This window comes from Kitasatospora sp. DSM 101779, assembly GCF_025655475.1.
Taxonomy (GTDB): domain Bacteria; phylum Actinomycetota; class Actinomycetes; order Streptomycetales; family Streptomycetaceae; genus Kitasatospora.
Map to the genome: position 1 here is coordinate 1,739,873 of NZ_JAHTIK010000001.1, position 16,216 is coordinate 1,756,088.

Consider the following 16,216-nt stretch of genomic DNA (forward strand, 5'->3'; position numbering starts at 1 on the left):
CGGCCCCGGCGGCGTACCAGCCGGGCTGCGCGGCGCGGGCCCGCTCGACGGCGGCCCGGGTGCCGGCCGCACCGGCGGCGTCGGTGGTGATCACGAGGTCGGCCGGGTCTGCGGGGTTGTGCGAGGTGACGGTCACGGGAGGGCCCTTCGGGTGGGTGGCGGGCGGTGCGCGGCGTTCGGGCGGGTCACAGCAGGAAGCCGGCCGGGAAGGGGTCGTCGGGGTCGAGGAAGTACTGGGCGGTGCCGGTGAGCCAGGCGCGGCCGGTGACGGTCGGCACGATCGCGGGGCGGCCGGCGACGGTGGTGCGTTCCACGATGCGTCCGGTGAAGGTGGTGCCGATGAAGGACTCGTTGACGAAGTCCTGGCCGATCGGCAGTTCGCCGCGGGCGTTGAGCTGGGCCATCCGGGCCGAGGTGCCGGTGCCGCACGGAGAGCGGTCGAACCAGCCGGGGTGGATCGCCATGGCGTGCCGGGAGTGCCGCCCGGTGGAGCCGGGGGCGACCAGCTGCACGTGGTGGCAGCCGTTGATGGACTCGTCCTCGGGGTGGACGGGCCGGTCGCTCTCGTTGATCGCGGCCATCACGGCCAGCCCGGCGTCGAGGATCTCCTGCTTGCGGGCCCGGTCGAAGGGCAGGCCGAGCCGCTCCAACGGCAGGATCGCGTAGTAGTTGCCGCCGTAGGCGAGGTCGTAGGAGACGGTGCCGAACCCGGGGACGTCGGCCTTGAGGTCGAGCCCGGCCGAGAAGGAGGGCACGTTGCGGATGGTCACGGCCTTCGCCGCGCCGTTCTCGACCCGCACCTCGGCGGTGACCAGACCGGCCGGGGTGTCCAGCCGGACGGTGGTCACCGGTTCCCGCACCTCGACCATGCCGGTCTCGACGAGAACGGTCGCGACGCCGATGGTGCCGTGGCCGCACATCGGCAGCAGGCCGGAGACCTCGATGAAGAGCACGCCGAAGTCGGCGTCCGGCCGGGTGGGGGGCTGCAGGATCGCGCCGCTCATCGCGGCGTGCCCGCGGGGCTCGTACATCAGCAGGGTGCGGAAGTGGTCCAGGTGCTGCTGGAAGTGCACCCGCCGTTCGGCCATGGTGGCACCGGGCAGCGTGCCGAACCCGCCGGTGATCACGCGGGTGGGCATGCCCTCGGTGTGCGAGTCGACGGCGTGGAAGACGTGGCGGCTGCGCATGCCGCTCCCCCTCGGTGGTCGGGGCCGGCCGCGCCGGGTGGGCGGCGGCCGGCGGACGGGACGACGGCTACGACAGGCCCTCGGCGAGGGCCTTCTCGGTGGCGGCGCGGACGGCGGCCGCGACCTCCGGGGCGAGCGGGCCGCGGGGCGGCCGGCAGGGGCCGCCGGGCAACCCGGCGATGTCCATGGACAGCTTGATGGCCTGCACGAACTCGGTCTTGGAGTCCCAGCGCAGCAGCGGGTGCAGGGTGCGGTAGAGCGGCAGTGCGGTGGCGAGGTCACCGGCGACGGCGGCCTCGTACAGCGTGACGGAGGCCTCCGGCAGGGCGTTGGGGTAGCCGGCGATCCAGCCGACCGCGCCGGCGAGGGCGAGCTCCAGCAGCACGTCGTCGGCGCCGATCAGCAGGTCGAGGCCGGGGGCGAGCTCGGCGATCTGGTAGGCGCGGCGGACGTCGCCGCTGAACTCCTTGACGGCCACGATCGAGCCGTCCGTGTGCAGCCGGGCGAGCAGCTCGGGCACCAGGTCGACCTTGGTGTCGATCGGGTTGTTGTACGCCACGACGGGCAGCCCGGCCTTGGCGACCTCGGCGTAGTGGGCGCGCACGGCGGCCTCGTCGGCGCGGTAGGCGTTGGGCGGCAGCAGAAGCACCGACCCGGCGCCCGCCTCGGCCGCCTGCTCGGCCCAGCGGCGGGACTCGGCGGAGCCGTACGCGGCGACGCCGGGCATCACCCGCGCGCCGTCGCCGGCGGCCTCCACGGCGGTGCGCACCACGCGGGCCCGCTCCTCCGGGGTGAGCGTCTGGTACTCGCCGAGCGAGCCGTTCGGGACGACGCCGTGGCACCCGGCGTCGATCAGCCGGCGGACGTGCTCGCCGTAGGCGTCGTGGTCGACCGTGAGGTCCTCGCGCAGCGGCAGCGCGGTGGCGACCATGATGCCGCGCCAGGGCCGGGCGGGGTCGTACGGGACTCGGGTCATGGGTTTCGCTCCTGAGTGGTGAGGTGTGACATTTTATAGATCTGGACGGGCCGCCACAAGGCCGACCCGCCGACCCCCCGACATGCGGGCCGCCGGCGGCGCCGGCGTACGGGCCGACCGGCCCGCAGGCCGGGCGGTCCGCTCAGGACCTGCCGTCGGAGGGCCGCGGGGCGGCCTCGGCCAGGTGCGAGAGCGGGACGGGGCAGGCGAGCGGGCGGCTGTCGGGGCGCGCCGGGCCGCCGCCGGAGAGGCAGGCGACCGCGGGACCGCACATCCGGCCCTGGCACCACCCCATACCGGCCCGGGTGAGCAGCTTGACCGTCCGGGCGTCGCCGGCGCCGAGCTCCTCGACGGCCTCCCGGATCCGGGAGACCGGGACCTCCTCGCAGCGGCAGACGTCCGTCCCGGGGGTGAGCCAGTCCGTCCAGCCCGGGCCCGGGCGGTGAGCGGCGGCCAGCAGGTCGGCGAAGGCCCGCCTGCGGCGGCGCGCCGAGCGCAGTGCGGTGGGCACCGGCCGCCCGGCGATCTCCCGGGCGGCGATCTCGCCCTCGACCAGCGCGAGGTCGGCGCCGCCGACGCCGCAGGTCTCCCCCGCGGCCCAGAGCCCGGGCAGACCGGTGCGCAGTCGCTCGTCGACGGCGAGCGCGACGGCACCGTCCGGGGCCGTACGGGTGGGGGCGCCGAGTTCGGTGGCGAGTTCGATCTGCGGCAGCAGGCCGTGGCCGACGGCGAGGGCGTCGCAGGCGATCCGCCGCCCGGTGCCGGGGACGGGCCGCCAGGCGGAGTCCAGCCGGGCGACGGTGACGGCGGTGACCCGGTCCTCGCCGTGCACCTCGACGACCGCGGCCCGCGGCCGCAGCCGCACCCGGTGGCGCAGCAGAAGGGCGGCGTGCCGGGCGCCCTCGGCGAGCTTGCCGGGGTTGGCGGCCAGGGCGCCGAGGGCGGCGGGCGTACGGGCGTAGCCGAGGTAGTCGCCGGCCTCGACGACGGCGGGCACCCGGGCGCCGGCCGCGGCGAGCGAGGCGGCGGCGGCGAGCAGCAGCGGTCCGCTTCCGGCCACCACGATCCGCCGGCCGGGCAGCACCAGTCCGGCCTTGAGCATGGCCTGGGCGCCGCCGGCGGTGACCACACCCGGCAGGGTCCAGCCGGGGAAGGGCAGCTGGCGTTCGTACGCGCCGGTGGCGAGCAGCACGTTGCGGGCCTCGACGACCGCGCTGCCGGTGCCGGCCGGGCCGACGACGGCGTGCAGCCGCCAGGGTTCGCCGGGTTCGGCCGTCCAGACGTGGTGGCCCGCGAGATGGTCGACCCGTCCGGCCCGCACCTGGGTGTCGAGGCGGGCGAGGAGGGCGGTGAAGGCGGGCCAGTGGTGGTGGAGGCGGTCCGGGCGGGCGGCACCGAGGCCGGGCGCGGGGTGCCGGTAGTACTGGCCGCCCGGGCGTTCGGCCGCGTCCAGCAGGGCACAGCGCAGGCCGAGTTCGGCGGCGGTGACGGCGGCGGCCAGCCCTGCCGGGCCGGCCCCGACCACCGCGAGGTCGTACGGCACCGCTGCCGGGTCGCGGTGCGGGGCGGTCGGGTCAGACGGCGAGATCGGCACGGCCGTGGCCCTCCTGGGTGGTGACGACGGTGCCGGGCTCGGCGGGCATCAGGCAGGTGCGCCGGTTCGGCTGCCCGTCGACGGTGGCGAGGCAGTCGTAGCAGACGCCGATGCCGCAGAACGCGCCGCGCGGCCGGCCGCCGACCCGGGTGCGGCGCCAGGCCAGGACGCCGTCGGCCCACAGGGCGGCGGCGATGCTCTGGCCGGGCAGCGCGGGCACCGGCCGTCCGTCGAACTCGATGGTGTGGCCCGGCCCCGGCGTGGCGTCGGCCAGCCGGGCGGGGGTGCGGTCCACGGTCATGCCTCTCCTCGATCGGTGACGGGCGGCTCGGTGCCGGCGGGGCCGACGACCTTGAAGCGGTCGGCGCGAAACGGTGCGGGGTCGAGCGCGGTGGGGTCTCCGGTGAGCTGCTGGGCGACGAGCAGTCCGGTGGCGGGGGCGAGGCCGATGCCGGCCCCCTCGTGCCCGCAGGCGTGGTACAGCCCGGGCACCCGCGGGTCGGCCCCGACGGCGGGCAGGTGGTCGGGCAGGTAGGGGCGGAAGCCCCGGTAGGCGCGCTGGACGGCGACCCCGCGGAGCACCGGGAAGAGTGCGGCGGCCTGCGCGGCGAGGCGCTGCAGCACCTCCACCGACAGGGTGCGGTCGAAGCCGACCCGTTCCCGACTGGCGCCGATGAGCACCGGTCCGGCAGGCGTGCCCTCGACCACGGCGGAGGTCTGCAGTGCGGCCGAGCCGCTGGCCACGTCGGCCACGTAGTCCGCCGCGTACACCTTGTGCCGGACGATCCGCGGGAGCGGCTCGGTGACGAGGACGAAGCCGCGCCTCGGCATCACCGGCAGGTGGACGCCGGCCAGCGCGGCGATCTCGCCGCCCCAGGTGCCGGCGGCGTTGACCACCGCGGCGGCGGCGAGCTCCCGCCGGTCGGTGACCACGCCGCACACGGCGCCGGCGGCGGTCGTCCGCAGCGCCCGGACGGTCTCGCCGAGGTGCCGGTCGGCGCCGGAGGCGCGCAGCAGGTGGGCGGCGGCGAGGGCCGGCTGGACCTGGGCGTCCTGCGGGTAGCGGACGCCGCCGGCGAGGCCGGGCGCGAGGTGCGGTTCGAGGGCGGGCAGCCCGTCGGCGGGGATCTCCTCGGCCTGCACCCCGACGGCCCGCTGCCGGGCGGCGAAGCCCCGCAGCGCGTCGAGGCCGGCGGGTGCGGAGGCCACCACCAGGCCGCCCTTCGGCTCGTACTCCACCGCCGCGCCGAGCTCCTCGGCGAGGTCGCGCCAGAGGCCGGTGGAGAGCAGGGCGAGGTCGAGTTCGGGGCCGGGCTCCTTGTCCGAGACGAGCAGGTTGCCCTCGCCGGCGCCGGTGGTGCCGCCGGCCACCGGGCCGCGGTCGACCACGGCGACCCGCAGGCCTGCCCGCGCGGCGTAGTAGGCGCAGGCGGCACCGACGACACCGGCGCCGATCACCACGACGTCGTGGCTGGGTTGCGTGAGCACAGCAGTAATATGTCACATGGTTCAGTGTCTGGGAAGGGTCACCCCGGCCGGTCCCCCGCGGCAGTGGCCGCCGCCTGCTCGAAGGCCCTCAGCTGCGAGGTCGGGCTGAACTGGACGATCTCGGTGCCGGCCGCGATCCGTGGCACGTGGCCGGGCGGCAGGTGGAAGACGTCGCCCGCCTCGAAGACCTCCTCACGGTCGGCGAAGCGGAAGGCCAGCCGGCCGCGGAGCACGTAGCCCCAGTGCGGGCAGCTGCAGCCGCCCGGCAGGCCCGCCATGGCCGCCGCACCGTCCACCGGCTGCCGGAACTCGACGTGGTCGACCGTCCAGCCCTCCAGTTCGCCGCGCCGGGCCAGGGCGGCGGCGCCCTCCCCGGCCGGGGTCTGGGTGGTCACCTTCGGCATGCTGCGCGCCTCCTCCGAAACGCCCCGCGCGGGGGCTCTCCCCCATCAGACCGCATCGGGCCCGTCCGATCACGCCAGGCGCCGTCGGACCTGGCAGAACGCCGGAAGCCCCGGTCCGCCGAGGTGTGGGCGGATCGGGGCTTCGCGGCTCCGGGCGTCGTGGCTCCGGGCTTCGTGCGGAGGCACGGATCAGGTGATGTCGTCCATCTGCTCGGTGCGGGCGGCCGGCACCGGGGCGGGCGCCTCCGGGGCGGCCGAGGCCTCGACCGACTCCGGGCCGTCCACGCCCTCGACGGAGAGGTCCAGGTGCGAGGCCTCCTCGTCGCTCAGCCCGGCGTCCGGGTTCCGCCGCGCCCGGCGGCGGTCGTTGAGCAGCGCGATGCCCGCCGCCAGGAAGTACAGCGCCCAGATCGGCGCGGCCAGCGCGAGCATGCTCAGCGGGTCGGCACTGGGCGTCGCGAAGGCGGCGAAGACGGTGATGCCCATGACCATGCCGCGCCACCAGCCGAGCAGCCGCTTGCCGCTCAGCACGCCGATCATGTTGAGCATCACCAGCAGCAGCGGCAGTTCGAAGGCCCCGCCGAAGACCAGCACCATCCGGGTCACCACGTCGAGGTAGTCCTCGGCCGGCATGATCGGCACGGTCTCGGTCGGCGCGAAGGAGATCAGCATCTCCGCGGTGGCGGGCAGGATCAGGTAGGCGAGGACGGCACCCGCGAGGAACAGCGGGACGCCCGCCGCCAGGAAGCTCATCGAGTACTTGCGCTCGTGCTTGTGCAGGCCCGGCGCGACGAAGGCCCACAGCTGGTACAGCCAGACCGGGGTGGCCGCGACCACGCCGGCCGTGAGGCTGACCTTCAGCGCGAGGGTGAACGGCGTCAGCAGGCCGATGGTCGACACCACGCCGCACCGCTCGCCGGTGGCCGTCAGGCCCTTCTCGCCGCAGGACGGGAGCGGCTCGAGCAGGAAGTTGGTGAGCTCCCGGTGGAAGTAGAACGCCACGACGGTGGTGATCACGATGGCCAGGACCGACTTGACCACCCGGTTGCGGAGCTCGCGCAGGTGGTCGGCGAGCGCCATCCGGCCCTCGGGGTCCTTCGGCGGCTTCGGCGCCTTGGAAGACTTGCTCAAGCCCGGTCCTCAACTCGTACGACGGAGCCCGCCGGACGGCGGACCCCCGATGGCCGTGGGTACCGGCTCAGCCCCGCGGGGCCGCGCCGTGGTCGGCGGCACCGACCGGACGGGCGTCGCCCGACCCGGGTGCCCGCTTGATCGTCATCGGCGCCGGCTCCGCCGCGGGCTGCGGTGGCGCACCGGCGCCGTCCGTCCGCAGGGCCTTGGCCTCGCTGCGCAGGATGCGCAGGGTCCGGCCGAGGGCCCGCGCGGCGTCCGGCAGGCGTTTCGCCCCGAAGAGCAGCACCGCGAGGACCGCGACCACCAGGATCGCCGTCGGCGAGATGCGCATGTGCACCACCATTCCCTCGGCGGGGCGCGTCCTCCCCGTTTCGGGCGATGGTAGTCGTTGCCGGTTGCCGCCCGGCAACCGCCGTCCCACTGCGGCCCCGGCCGCACCGCGGGGCCTGCCACGAGGGTACCCGGCCGGGTCGGCGGCCCGGAGATCGGCGGTCGGGGGGTCAGCGGCCCGGGAGGTCGGCGGCCGCCGCGGCCAGGGCCCGCGAGGCGGAGTCGACCGCGCGGGCCAGCGAGCGGACGTCCGCCCAGAGCCGGACGGCGAGCGCGCCCAGGACGAGCAGGCCGGCGGTGGCCAGCAGGACGGCGGCGGTGAGGGTCCACGGCATGGCACGACCCTACCGGTCGGTCAGCCCTCCACCGGCAGCAGGCGCATGGTGCTGACCCCGGCCGCCGTCATGGCCTGCACGATCTTCTCCCCGGCCGGCTTGCGGACGGACACCCCGCACTCCGGGCAGACGAAGCCGTAGAAGGTGCGCTCCCGGGTCGGGCCGAGCACCAGCCGGAAGTCCTCCGCCGGCAGCTCGACCTTCTCCCGGCACTGCGAGCAGTAGACCTGGAATCTGGTGCCGTACGCCACCGGTCAGGCCTGCCCCTCCGGGTAGCCGGCGAGTGCGGCGAGGGCCGCCTCGCGGGCCTGCTCGGCGAGGGCGGGCGGGGAGACGATCCGGCCGTCGCGGCCGAGCCGGAGCGCCAGCGGGCGCAGCCCGGACGGGTCGGCGCTGCGCAGGGTGATCCGCAGCCCGCCGTCGGGCAGCTCCTCGGCCTTGTCGTGGGTGTAGTACTCGGCGACCCAGCGCCCGCCGGGGCCGACCTCGACGATCACCTCGGGGTCGTCCGCGGCCGGGTTGACCAGGCCCGCGGACAGGTCGCGCGGCTCGATCCGCGGCGGGTCGGCGGGCTCGTCGAGCACCTTGATCTCGGCGACCCGGTCCAGGCGGAAGATCCGGCGGTCCTCGGAGGTGCGGCACCAGGCCTCGAGGTAGGTGTGGCCCTCGGTGACCAGGCGGATCGGGTCCACCTCGCGCTCGGTCATGCCGCCGCGGCCGTGCGACCAGTAGCGCAGCCAGAGCCGGCGGCCCTCGGTGAGCGCGCGGTCGATGTCGGCGAAGACCTGGCCCTCGGCCTCGAAGGTGACGCCGACCCGGGCGCTGGACTCGGCGCTGTCACCGGCCGCGTCCTCGATCTTGGTGACGGCGCGGGTGAGCGCCTCCCGGTCGCGGCGGCGCAGGCCCGGCAGGCCGGCCACCGCCCGGGCGGCGACCAGCAGGGCGGTGGCCTCGTCGGCGGCCAGGCGCAGCGGCTGGGCGACGTCGTCGACGTTGTGCCACCAGATCCGGTCGCCGTCGGTGTCGATGTCGAGCAGGTCGCCGCCGCGGAAGCTGGTGCCGCACATCGGCAGCACGTTGAGGTCGCCGATCAGCTCGCGCTCGGTGATGCCGAAGGCGCGGGCGACCTCGGCCACCTCGGCGCCGGGGCGCTCGCGCAGGTAGGTGACCAGCGAGAGCATCCGCCGGGTCTGGTCGATCGCGTTGCTCATGCCTTTACTCCCCCACTCCGGCGACGGCGCGCAGCCGGTCGATGACGTCCGCCCGCAGGTCGTCCGGTCCGAGGACGACGACGTCGGGCCCGAACTCGGCGAGGTCGGCGCCGAGGCCGTAGCCGTACGGGATCTCCAGCTCGTCCCAGTGCTCGTCGACGCGGGTGGTGGCGAGCGCCCGGCCGCGGAGCGGGAAGGCGGCGCCGCGGCGGAGCCGGACGGTGGCGGTGGCGCCCTCGGTGACGGCGCCCTCGCCGGCGAACCGGGCGACGTGGGCGCGCACGTCGACGTGCTCGGGGACGTCACCGGTGAAGCCGCCGGCCCGGGAGCGGACCTTGCCGGTGATCCGGCTGAGCCGGAAGACCCGGGCGCTCTGCCGGTCGCGGTCGTAGCCGGCCAGGTACCAGTGGCCGCGCCAGCACTCGAGGGCCCAGGGCTCGACGGAACGCTGCTCGGCGGCGGACGCGCCGGCCTTGCGGTAGTCGAAGGTGACCGGGCGCCGGTCGCGGGCGGCGACCAGCAGCGGCTCGAAGGCGGCCTCGCGGGCGGGGATGCGCGGCTGCAGGGCGGTGTGCTCGGCGTCCTCGGCGAAGGGCACGCCGGCCGCCCGGAGCTTCTGCAGGGCGCCGCTGGCCGCACCGGACATCTTGGCCTGCTGCCAGACCCGGGCGACCAGGGTGAGGGCGGCGGCCTCCTCGGCGTCGAGGACGATCTCGGGGAGGCGGTTGCGGTCCCGGCGGGCGAGGTAGCCGACCTCGCCGTCGAGCGCGTTCTCGTCGACGTCGATGACCAGGCCGAGCTCGCGCAGGTCGTCCTTGTCGCGCTCGAACATCCGGTTGAACGCGTCCTCGCTGCCCTGCTGCCAGGCCTCCCGGTAGGCCTCGACCGACTCCCGCAGTTCCTTCTTGGAGAGCGGCCGTCTGGTGTTCATCAGACAGAGGGCGAGGTTCATCAACCGCTCCGCCTTCGCGATCGCCATCGCTGACCTTCCTGTCCGTCCGGCCGGCACCCTCGTGATCCGGCGGACCCGACCGTACCGGTCCGGGCACGCTGAGCAAAAGCCGAGCCCTGCCGGACCCCGGAACGACGGCACCGGGCCGCACCCCCGAGGGGTGCGGCCCGGTGCTGTGGGGTGTCTCAGACGCCGAGCAGGTCGACGACGAAGATCAGGGTGGAACCCGCGGGGATCAGCGGGCTCGGCGACTGGTTGCCGTACGCCAGGTTCGGCGGGATGACCAGCTCGCGCCGGCCGCCGACCCTCATGCCCTCCACGCCCTGGTCCCAGCCCTTGATGACGCGGCCCGCGCCGAGCGGGAAGCGGAAGGTCTGGCCACGGTTCCAGGAGGCGTCGAACTCCTCGCCGGTGGAGAAGGTGACACCCACGTAGTGCACCTCGACGACCGCGCCGGCCTTGGCCTCGGCACCGTCGCCGACCACGATGTCGCGGATCTGCAGTTCCTTCGGCGGCTCGCCGCCCGGGAAGTCGATCTCCGGCTTGGAAAGGCTCACAACAGACTCATCTCGTTCGGTGATACGGACATGACGGGGCGGCAGGCACCGCTGCGGTCCACCGTACGGCGCGCCGCTGCCCGTCCGGGCCATTCCCGGGCGGCGCGACGTGTCGCGCTGCCCGGGAACGGCCCAGGTCGTCCGCCCCGGGACCAGTCCTGGGACTAGTCCTGGGAGCCGACGCCGGCATCCAGGATGTCGATCACGAAGACCAGTGTCGAATTGGCGGGGATGTCGCCCTGCGCCTGGTCCTTGTAGGCGAGCGAGGCGGGGATCACCAGCTCGATCCGGCTGCCGACGGTCTGGCCGGTGATGCCCTTGTCCCAGCCCTCGATGACGCCGCCGCCACCGGTGACGAAGGTGAAGGCCTCGCCGCGCTTGAGCGAGGAGTCGAAGACCTTGCCGTCCTTGTACAGCGCGCCGGTGTACTGGACGAGGACCTTCTCGCCGGCCTCGATCTTGCGGCCCTTGCCCTGGATCAGGACGTGCGACTTGAGGTCCTTGACCTCGGGGGTGCCGGGCACCGGGGTGATGTCGGCGGGCTTCTTGCCGTTGTCCTTGACCTTCGGCAGGTCGGCCGGCGGGGCCGTCATGTCGCCGCTGAGCACGGTGTCCGGGGCGGTGGCGTTCTTGATGTCGATCACGAACACCAGGGTGTCCTTGGCGCCGACGCCCATGCTGCTGCTGCCCTGCGAGCCGAAGGCGGCGGCCGGCGGGGCGACGACGAGCAGCCGGCTGCCGGCCTTGTGGCCGGTGACGGCCTGGTCGAGGGCCGGGATCAGCTTGCCGGCGCCGGCCTGGAAGAGCTGCGGCTTGCCGCTCTTGTACGAGCCCTCGATCTCCTTGCCGGTGCCCCAGTTCATGGCCGAGAAGTCGGCGGTCACCCAGGTGTTCTTGTCGACCTTGGTGCCGTCGCCGGACTTCAGCTCCTTGACCACGAAGGTGCCCTCGGCGGCCTCCTTGGGCAGGGTGATGGTCGCCTTGGTGCCGAAGTCGCCGGTGACGGTCGGCAGGACCTTGGCGTTGTCCTTGATCGGCGGCACCGGGTCGGCGGAGGGCGTCGGCGAGGCGGTGGCCGCCGCGTCGGGGGTGGGGGCCGCGGCGGACTTCCCGTCGTCCTTGTTCACCATGTAGAGCGTGATGCAGCTGCCCACCAGCAGGACGGCCAGCACGGTGCCCAGGATCGCGCCGAGGCGGCCGGCGCCGGGCGGGTCCTCGTCGTAGCCGGCCTCCGACAGGTCCTTGCGGCGCACGGTCGAGGCGAAGACCTGCGGCTCCTCGTCCTTCTCGCCGGCGGGCCGGGCCGGGGCCTGGCCCCAGCCGGCCTGCTGCTTCAGGATCGCGGGCGGAACGACGATCGACTCGCCGTCCCCGGGCAGCGGGCCGCCGGGACGTGCGGCCGCGGGGTCGCCCGCGGCGGTGCCGGCCTCGCCCGGGCTCGACGCTTTCTCAGACATTGCTCCCCATCCATCTCGCCGCGCCACGCCCTCGCCGGACCTGACAGCGCTGCCACAGTGCCGAAAACGCCAGCAGTATGTCAGGTCCGCATGAGGACTTCCTTGACCGGTGCGGGATCGTTGTACCCGTCACCCGGCCCCGGGCGTGTCGCACGGATCGTACGGGGACCGGCATGTGCGGGGCCTGCCCGGGACCTGCCGGGAGCCTTCGCAGGGCCGCTACACGGCCTCCAGGATGTCGATGACGAAGACCAGCGTGGCGTCGGCCGGGACGGGCCCGCTGGACTGGTTCCCGTACCCCAGCGAGGGCGGCACCACGAGCATCACGCGGCTGCCGACGGTCTGCCCGACCAGGCCCTGGTCCCAGCCCTTGATCAGGCTGCCGGTACCCACCTGGAGGGCCTGCGCGCCGCCGTGCGAGTAGGAGGAGTCGAACTGCGAGCCGTCCGACCACAGCACACCGGTGTACTGCACCAGCAGCTGCTGCCCGGACTGCACCGGCTTGCCGTCGCCCTTGATCAGCACGTAGGTCTGAAGCTCGGTCGGCGGGCTCTGCCCGGCCGGGATGGTGATCGTCGGCGCCTGCTTGCCGTTGTCCTTGACCTGCGGCGCGGTCGCGGGCGGCTGGGTCATCTCCCCGGAGACGGTCGAGTCCGGCGGCACCACGTCGAGGATGTCGAGGACGAAGACCACGGTGTCCTGGCCGCCGACGCCGGCCGCGGTGTTCCCGGAGGTGCCGAAGCCCGCGGCCGGCGGGGCCACCACCAGCAGCCGGCTGCCGGCCTTCTTGCCGAGCACCGCCTGGTCGAAGGCGGGCACCAGCTGGCCGCTGCCGGCCTGGTACAGCTGCGGCTTGCCGCCGGTGTCGTAGGAGCTGGAGACGTCCTTGCGGGTCGTCCAGTCCTTGGCGGTGTAGTTGACCGTCACCCAGTCGCCCTTGGCCACCGTGGCGCCGTCGCCCTCGTGCACGACGCTGACCACGAACTCGCCGCTCGGCTGGCCCTGCGGCAGGGTGATCTCGGCCTTGGACCCGAAGTCCCCGGCGACGGTGGGCATCGGGTCGGCCGACTCCACCGGGCTCGGCACCGCGGTGGCCGAGGCGGAGGCGGCGGGCGAGGCCCCGGAGGACCCGGAGGAGCCGCTGGAGCACGCCGCGAGCACCGCGACGAGCAGGGCGGCAAGGGGCACGGCCGGCAGTCCGGCGAATCGTCGCATGGTCGCCAGCGTATGACCCGGGGGCGCCGCAGCCGGGGAGGCGCAAGCACGTGCCGGAGGGGTGGCGTCCGGACCCACCCGCCCGGACGCCACCCCTCGGGGCCGCCTGTGCCCTCCGCGGGCGTCACATGCCCGCGATGAGCTTCTCCACCCGCTCGTCGACCGAACGGAACGGGTCCTTGCACAGCACGGTGCGCTGTGCCTGGTCGTTCAGCTTCAGGTGGACCCAGTCCACCGTGAAGTCGCGCCGCTGCTCCTGCGCCCGGCGGATGAAGTCGCCGCGCAGCCTGGCCCGGGTGGTCTGCGGGGGCACCGACTTGGCCTCGAAGGTCTTGAGGTCGGTGGTGACCCGGGCCGCCCGGCCCTTGTTCTGCAGCAGGTAGAACAGCCCGCGGCGGCGGTGGATGTCGTGGTACGCGAGGTCGATCTGGGCGACCCGCGGGTTGGACATCGTCATCTGGTGCTTCTCGCGGTACTGCTCGATCAGCCGGTACTTCATGATCCAGTCGATCTCGGTGGAGACCTTCTCCAGGTCCTCGGTGCGGACGGCCTCCAGGGTGCGTCCCCAGAGGTCGAGCACCCGGGCCACCGTGCCGGTGTTCAGGCCCTTGCGGTCGGCGAACTCCAGCGCCTTGGTGAAGTACTCCTCCTGGATGTCCAGCGCGCTGGCCTCGCGGCCGTTGGCGAGCCGGACCTGGTGCGTACCGGTGAGGTCGTGGCTGACCTCGCGGATCGCCCGGATCGGGTTCTCCAGGGTGAGGTCGCGCATCACCACGCCCGCCTCGATGAGGCGCAGCACCAGGTCGGTGGCGCCGACCTTGAGCAGGGTGGTGGTCTCCGACATGTTGGAGTCGCCGACGATGACGTGCAGCCGGCGGTAGCGCTCGGCGTCGGCGTGCGGCTCGTCGCGGGTGTTGATGATCGGCCGGGAGCGGGTGGTCGCCGAGCTGACGCCCTCCCAGATGTGCTCGGCCCGCTGGCTGACGCAGTAGACCGCGCCGCGCGGCGTCTGCAGCACCTTGCCGGCGCCGCAGATGAGCTGGCGGGTCACCAGGAAGGGGATGAGGACGTCGGCCAGCCGGGAGAACTCGCCGTGCCGGGCCACCAGGTAGTTCTCGTGGCAGCCGTAGGAGTTCCCGGCCGAGTCGGTGTTGTTCTTGAACAGGTAGACGTCGCCGGCGATGCCCTCCTCGTGGAGGCGCCGCTCGGCGTCCACGAGCAGGCCCTCCAGGATGCGTTCGCCCGCCTTGTCGTGCGTCACCAGCTCGGTGACGTCGTCGCATTCGGGAGTGGCGTACTCGGGGTGCGAGCCCACGTCGAGGTAGAGGCGTGCACCGTTCCGCAGGAAGACATTGCTGCTGCGGCCCCAGGAAACTACGCGGCGGAAGAGGTACCTGGCCACCTCGTCAGGAGACAGACGCCGTTGTCCCCGGAACGTACACGTGACACCGTACTCGTTCTCCAGCCCGAAAATTCGGCGGTCCATGAGGCATCTTTTCTCTTCCGGGAGCATTCCGAAACCCCTTCGGCGGAGCCGAAAAGGTCACGGTACCGCCGGCAATCCGACCACGGCGCGGTGTCAAATCCCGGAAGGCGCACGTGAATCCCGTACGGCACCGTCGGGTGCCGTACGGGATTCACACGGGCGGGCTATTCGGCGGCGGGCGCCTCCCCCTCGGAGGCCGGCTTCGCGCCGGCGGCCGGCTCGTCCTCGGCCGCGGAGGCGTCGCCGCCGAGCAGGCGGCCGAGCTGGCCGCCCAGGATGCGCTTGAACTTGCGCTGCTGGACGCGCTTGCGGTCCAGCACCGCGACCTCCAGCTGCTCCGGCGTCATGGCGCGCGGGCTGCCGCCGTTGGGGTCGCGGGCGAGGCCGTCGACGGCGAGCTTGAGGGCCTCGGTGAGGGCCATGCCGGCCCGGTGCCGCTGGCCCAGGTAGTTGCCGATGGAGTCGGCGTTGCCGCCGACCACGACGTAGTTCTTCTCGTCGACGACCGAGCCGTCCGGGGTGAGCCGGTAGATCTGGTCGTCGCCGTCGGTGCGGCCGACCTCGGCGACGACCAGCTCGACCTCGTACGGCTTGTCGCCGACCGAGGAGAAGATGGTGCCGAGGGTCTGGGCGTAGACGTTGGCGAGGCCGCGGGCGGTGACGTCGGCGCGGTCGTAGGAGTAGCCGCGCAGGTCGGCGTAGCGGACGCCGCCGATGCGCAGGTTCTCGAACTCGTTGTACCGGCCGACCGCGGCGAAGGCGATCTTGTCGTAGATCTCGGAGACCTTGTGCAGCGCCCGGGAGGTGTTCTCCGCGACGAAGACGATGCCGTCGGCGTAGGTGAGCACGACCACGCTGCGGCCGCGGGCGATGCCCTTGCGGGCGTACTCCGCGCGGTCCGCCATGGCCTGCTGAGGCGAGACGTAGAACGGTGTGGACACCGGCGGTCGTCCCCTTCTTCCTGGGTGGGTGGCGGACTAGAGCAGCGGGGCCTGCGGGCCGTTGGGGTGCTCGCGGCGCCCTGCGGTGATGGAGACGGCGATCTCCGACACCTCGTCGTCCGAGAGCCGGCGGAAGCCGTCCTCGGTGATCAGCGAGACGATCGGGAAGATGCCGCGGGCGAGGTCCGGGCCGCCGGTGGCGGAGTCGTCGTCGGCGGCGTCGTAGAGGGCCTGCACGGCCAGCGTGGCGGCCTGTTCGCCGTCGAGGTCCTCGCGGTAGAGCTTCTTCAGCGATCCGCGGGCGAAGACCGAGCCGGAGCCGGTGGCGGCGAAGCCGCGCTCCTCGGAGCGGCCGCCGGTGACGTCGTAGGTGAAGATCCGGCCCCGTCCGAGGTCGAGGTCGTAGCCGGCGAAGATGGGCACCACGGCGAGGCCCTGCATCGCCATCGCCAGGTTGGACCGGATCATGGTGGTGAGCCGGTTGGCCTTGCCCTCCAGGGAGAGGACGGCGCCCTCGATCTTCTCGTAGTGCTCCAGCTCCAGCTGGAAGAGGCGGACCATCTCGACGGCGAGGCCGGCGGTGCCGGCGATGCCGACGGCGCTGTACTCGTCGGCCGGGAAGACCTTCTCGATGTCGCGCTGGGCGATCACGTTGCCCATGGTCGCGCGGCGGTCACCGGCGATCACCACGCCGCCGTCGAAGACCGCGGAGACGATGGTGGTGCCGTGCGGCGCCTCCAGCACGCCCCCGGGCAGGCTGCGGTTGCCGGGCAGCAGCTCGGGCGCGTGCCGGCCGAGGAAGTCGATGAACGACGAGGACCCGGGGGTCAGGAAGGCAGCCGGTAGACGCCCGGTGCCACCAGTGATGGCTTCCACACGATTCCTTCCGTGTTGACGATCAAGCAGTCGATCGAGCAGCTGATGCCCGGACCCTACCCGCGTCGGCGCC

18 protein-coding genes are annotated in these 16,216 nt (G+C 73.9%); all 18 read right to left on the reverse strand.

Annotated elements, in window-relative coordinates:
* Window positions 1-185: 185 nt before the first annotated feature.
* The gene (locus KSNIM_RS08105) at window positions 186-1,187 is read right to left on the reverse strand and encodes a proline racemase family protein (protein ID WP_263102541.1); all 1,002 of its coding nucleotides are present in this window, start codon (window positions 1,185-1,187) and stop codon (window positions 186-188) included.
* A 67-nt stretch (window positions 1,188-1,254) separates the two neighbouring features.
* Window positions 1,255-2,163, reverse strand: a complete 909-nt coding sequence (locus KSNIM_RS08110) for a dihydrodipicolinate synthase family protein (protein WP_263102542.1) — start codon at window positions 2,161-2,163, stop codon at window positions 1,255-1,257.
* Window positions 2,164-2,305: 142 nt separating this feature from the next.
* Window positions 2,306-3,757 (reverse strand): NAD(P)/FAD-dependent oxidoreductase, encoded by a 1,452-nt coding sequence (locus KSNIM_RS08115; protein WP_263102543.1) that lies wholly within the window; start codon window positions 3,755-3,757, stop codon window positions 2,306-2,308.
* Window positions 3,738-4,058 carry a (2Fe-2S)-binding protein gene (locus KSNIM_RS08120; RefSeq protein ID WP_263102544.1) on the reverse strand — a complete coding sequence of 107 codons (321 nt, stop codon included), beginning with the start codon at window positions 4,056-4,058 and terminating at the stop codon, window positions 3,738-3,740. Before KSNIM_RS08120 ends, KSNIM_RS08115 begins: the two co-directional genes overlap by 20 nt.
* Window positions 4,055-5,245: an NAD(P)/FAD-dependent oxidoreductase gene (locus KSNIM_RS08125; protein ID WP_263102545.1), complete on the reverse strand. Its 1,191-nt coding sequence runs from the start codon at window positions 5,243-5,245 to the stop codon at window positions 4,055-4,057. Before KSNIM_RS08125 ends, KSNIM_RS08120 begins: the two co-directional genes overlap by 4 nt.
* 38 nt (window positions 5,246-5,283) lie before the next feature.
* Window positions 5,284-5,649: an AraC family ligand binding domain-containing protein gene (locus KSNIM_RS08130; protein ID WP_263102546.1), complete on the reverse strand. Its 366-nt coding sequence runs from the start codon at window positions 5,647-5,649 to the stop codon at window positions 5,284-5,286.
* Between the two features lie 189 nt (window positions 5,650-5,838).
* The gene (tatC, locus tag KSNIM_RS08135; protein WP_411543851.1) at window positions 5,839-6,729 is read right to left on the reverse strand and encodes a twin-arginine translocase subunit TatC; all 891 of its coding nucleotides are present in this window, start codon (window positions 6,727-6,729) and stop codon (window positions 5,839-5,841) included.
* A 118-nt stretch (window positions 6,730-6,847) separates the two neighbouring features.
* Window positions 6,848-7,114 carry a Sec-independent protein translocase subunit TatA gene (tatA, locus tag KSNIM_RS08140; protein ID WP_263102548.1) on the reverse strand — a complete coding sequence of 89 codons (267 nt, stop codon included), beginning with the start codon at window positions 7,112-7,114 and terminating at the stop codon, window positions 6,848-6,850.
* A gap of 169 nt (window positions 7,115-7,283) precedes the next feature.
* Window positions 7,284-7,448 carry a hypothetical protein gene (locus KSNIM_RS08145; RefSeq protein WP_263102549.1) on the reverse strand — a complete coding sequence of 55 codons (165 nt, stop codon included), beginning with the start codon at window positions 7,446-7,448 and terminating at the stop codon, window positions 7,284-7,286.
* Between the two features lie 20 nt (window positions 7,449-7,468).
* On the reverse strand, window positions 7,469-7,699 hold the full coding sequence (locus KSNIM_RS08150; RefSeq protein ID WP_263102550.1) for a phage terminase large subunit family protein: 231 nt from the start codon (window positions 7,697-7,699) through the stop codon (window positions 7,469-7,471).
* Window positions 7,700-7,702: 3 nt separating this feature from the next.
* Entirely contained in the window at window positions 7,703-8,659 is a 957-nt protein-coding gene (locus KSNIM_RS08155) for a helix-turn-helix transcriptional regulator (RefSeq protein ID WP_263102551.1), read from the reverse strand.
* Window positions 8,660-8,663: 4 nt separating this feature from the next.
* On the reverse strand, window positions 8,664-9,638 hold the full coding sequence (locus tag KSNIM_RS08160) for a helix-turn-helix transcriptional regulator (RefSeq protein ID WP_263102552.1): 975 nt from the start codon (window positions 9,636-9,638) through the stop codon (window positions 8,664-8,666).
* A 158-nt stretch (window positions 9,639-9,796) separates the two neighbouring features.
* Window positions 9,797-10,168, reverse strand: a complete 372-nt coding sequence (locus KSNIM_RS08165) for an FKBP-type peptidyl-prolyl cis-trans isomerase (RefSeq protein ID WP_263102553.1) — start codon at window positions 10,166-10,168, stop codon at window positions 9,797-9,799.
* A gap of 164 nt (window positions 10,169-10,332) precedes the next feature.
* The gene (locus KSNIM_RS08170; protein WP_263102554.1) at window positions 10,333-11,625 is read right to left on the reverse strand and encodes an FKBP-type peptidyl-prolyl cis-trans isomerase; all 1,293 of its coding nucleotides are present in this window, start codon (window positions 11,623-11,625) and stop codon (window positions 10,333-10,335) included.
* A 219-nt stretch (window positions 11,626-11,844) separates the two neighbouring features.
* Window positions 11,845-12,840 (reverse strand): FKBP-type peptidyl-prolyl cis-trans isomerase, encoded by a 996-nt coding sequence (locus tag KSNIM_RS08175; RefSeq protein ID WP_263102555.1) that lies wholly within the window; start codon window positions 12,838-12,840, stop codon window positions 11,845-11,847.
* Window positions 12,841-12,964: 124 nt separating this feature from the next.
* On the reverse strand, window positions 12,965-14,326 hold the full coding sequence (gene pafA, locus KSNIM_RS08180; protein WP_030274214.1) for a Pup--protein ligase: 1,362 nt from the start codon (window positions 14,324-14,326) through the stop codon (window positions 12,965-12,967).
* 164 nt (window positions 14,327-14,490) lie between these two features.
* Entirely contained in the window at window positions 14,491-15,267 is a 777-nt protein-coding gene (gene prcA, locus KSNIM_RS08185; RefSeq protein ID WP_263102556.1) for a proteasome subunit alpha, read from the reverse strand.
* A 36-nt stretch (window positions 15,268-15,303) separates the two neighbouring features.
* On the reverse strand, window positions 15,304-16,143 hold the full coding sequence (gene prcB, locus KSNIM_RS08190) for a proteasome subunit beta (RefSeq protein ID WP_263102557.1): 840 nt from the start codon (window positions 16,141-16,143) through the stop codon (window positions 15,304-15,306).
* Window positions 16,144-16,216: the final 73 nt, after the last annotated feature.

Excerpts from the sequence above, each read along its gene's own strand:
- KSNIM_RS08120 (WP_263102544.1), bottom strand. The coding sequence starts at position 4,058 with ATGACCGTGGACCGCACCCCCGCCCGGCTGGCCGACGCCACGCCGGGG.
- KSNIM_RS08170 (WP_263102554.1), bottom strand. The coding sequence starts at position 11,625 with ATGTCTGAGAAAGCGTCGAGCCCGGGCGAGGCCGGCACCGCCGCGGGC.
- KSNIM_RS08160 (WP_263102552.1), bottom strand. The coding sequence starts at position 9,638 with ATGGCGATCGCGAAGGCGGAGCGGTTGATGAACCTCGCCCTCTGTCTG.
- KSNIM_RS08105 (WP_263102541.1), bottom strand. The coding sequence starts at position 1,187 with ATGCGCAGCCGCCACGTCTTCCACGCCGTCGACTCGCACACCGAGGGC.
- KSNIM_RS08175 (WP_263102555.1), bottom strand. The coding sequence starts at position 12,840 with ATGCGACGATTCGCCGGACTGCCGGCCGTGCCCCTTGCCGCCCTGCTC.
- tatA (WP_263102548.1), bottom strand. The coding sequence starts at position 7,114 with ATGCGCATCTCGCCGACGGCGATCCTGGTGGTCGCGGTCCTCGCGGTG.
- KSNIM_RS08110 (WP_263102542.1), bottom strand. The coding sequence starts at position 2,163 with ATGACCCGAGTCCCGTACGACCCCGCCCGGCCCTGGCGCGGCATCATG.
- KSNIM_RS08155 (WP_263102551.1), bottom strand. The coding sequence starts at position 8,659 with ATGAGCAACGCGATCGACCAGACCCGGCGGATGCTCTCGCTGGTCACC.
- KSNIM_RS08145 (WP_263102549.1), bottom strand. The coding sequence starts at position 7,448 with ATGCCGTGGACCCTCACCGCCGCCGTCCTGCTGGCCACCGCCGGCCTG.
- pafA (WP_030274214.1), bottom strand. The coding sequence starts at position 14,326 with ATGGACCGCCGAATTTTCGGGCTGGAGAACGAGTACGGTGTCACGTGT.
- tatC (WP_411543851.1), bottom strand. The coding sequence starts at position 6,729 with ATGGCGCTCGCCGACCACCTGCGCGAGCTCCGCAACCGGGTGGTCAAG.
- KSNIM_RS08130 (WP_263102546.1), bottom strand. The coding sequence starts at position 5,649 with ATGCCGAAGGTGACCACCCAGACCCCGGCCGGGGAGGGCGCCGCCGCC.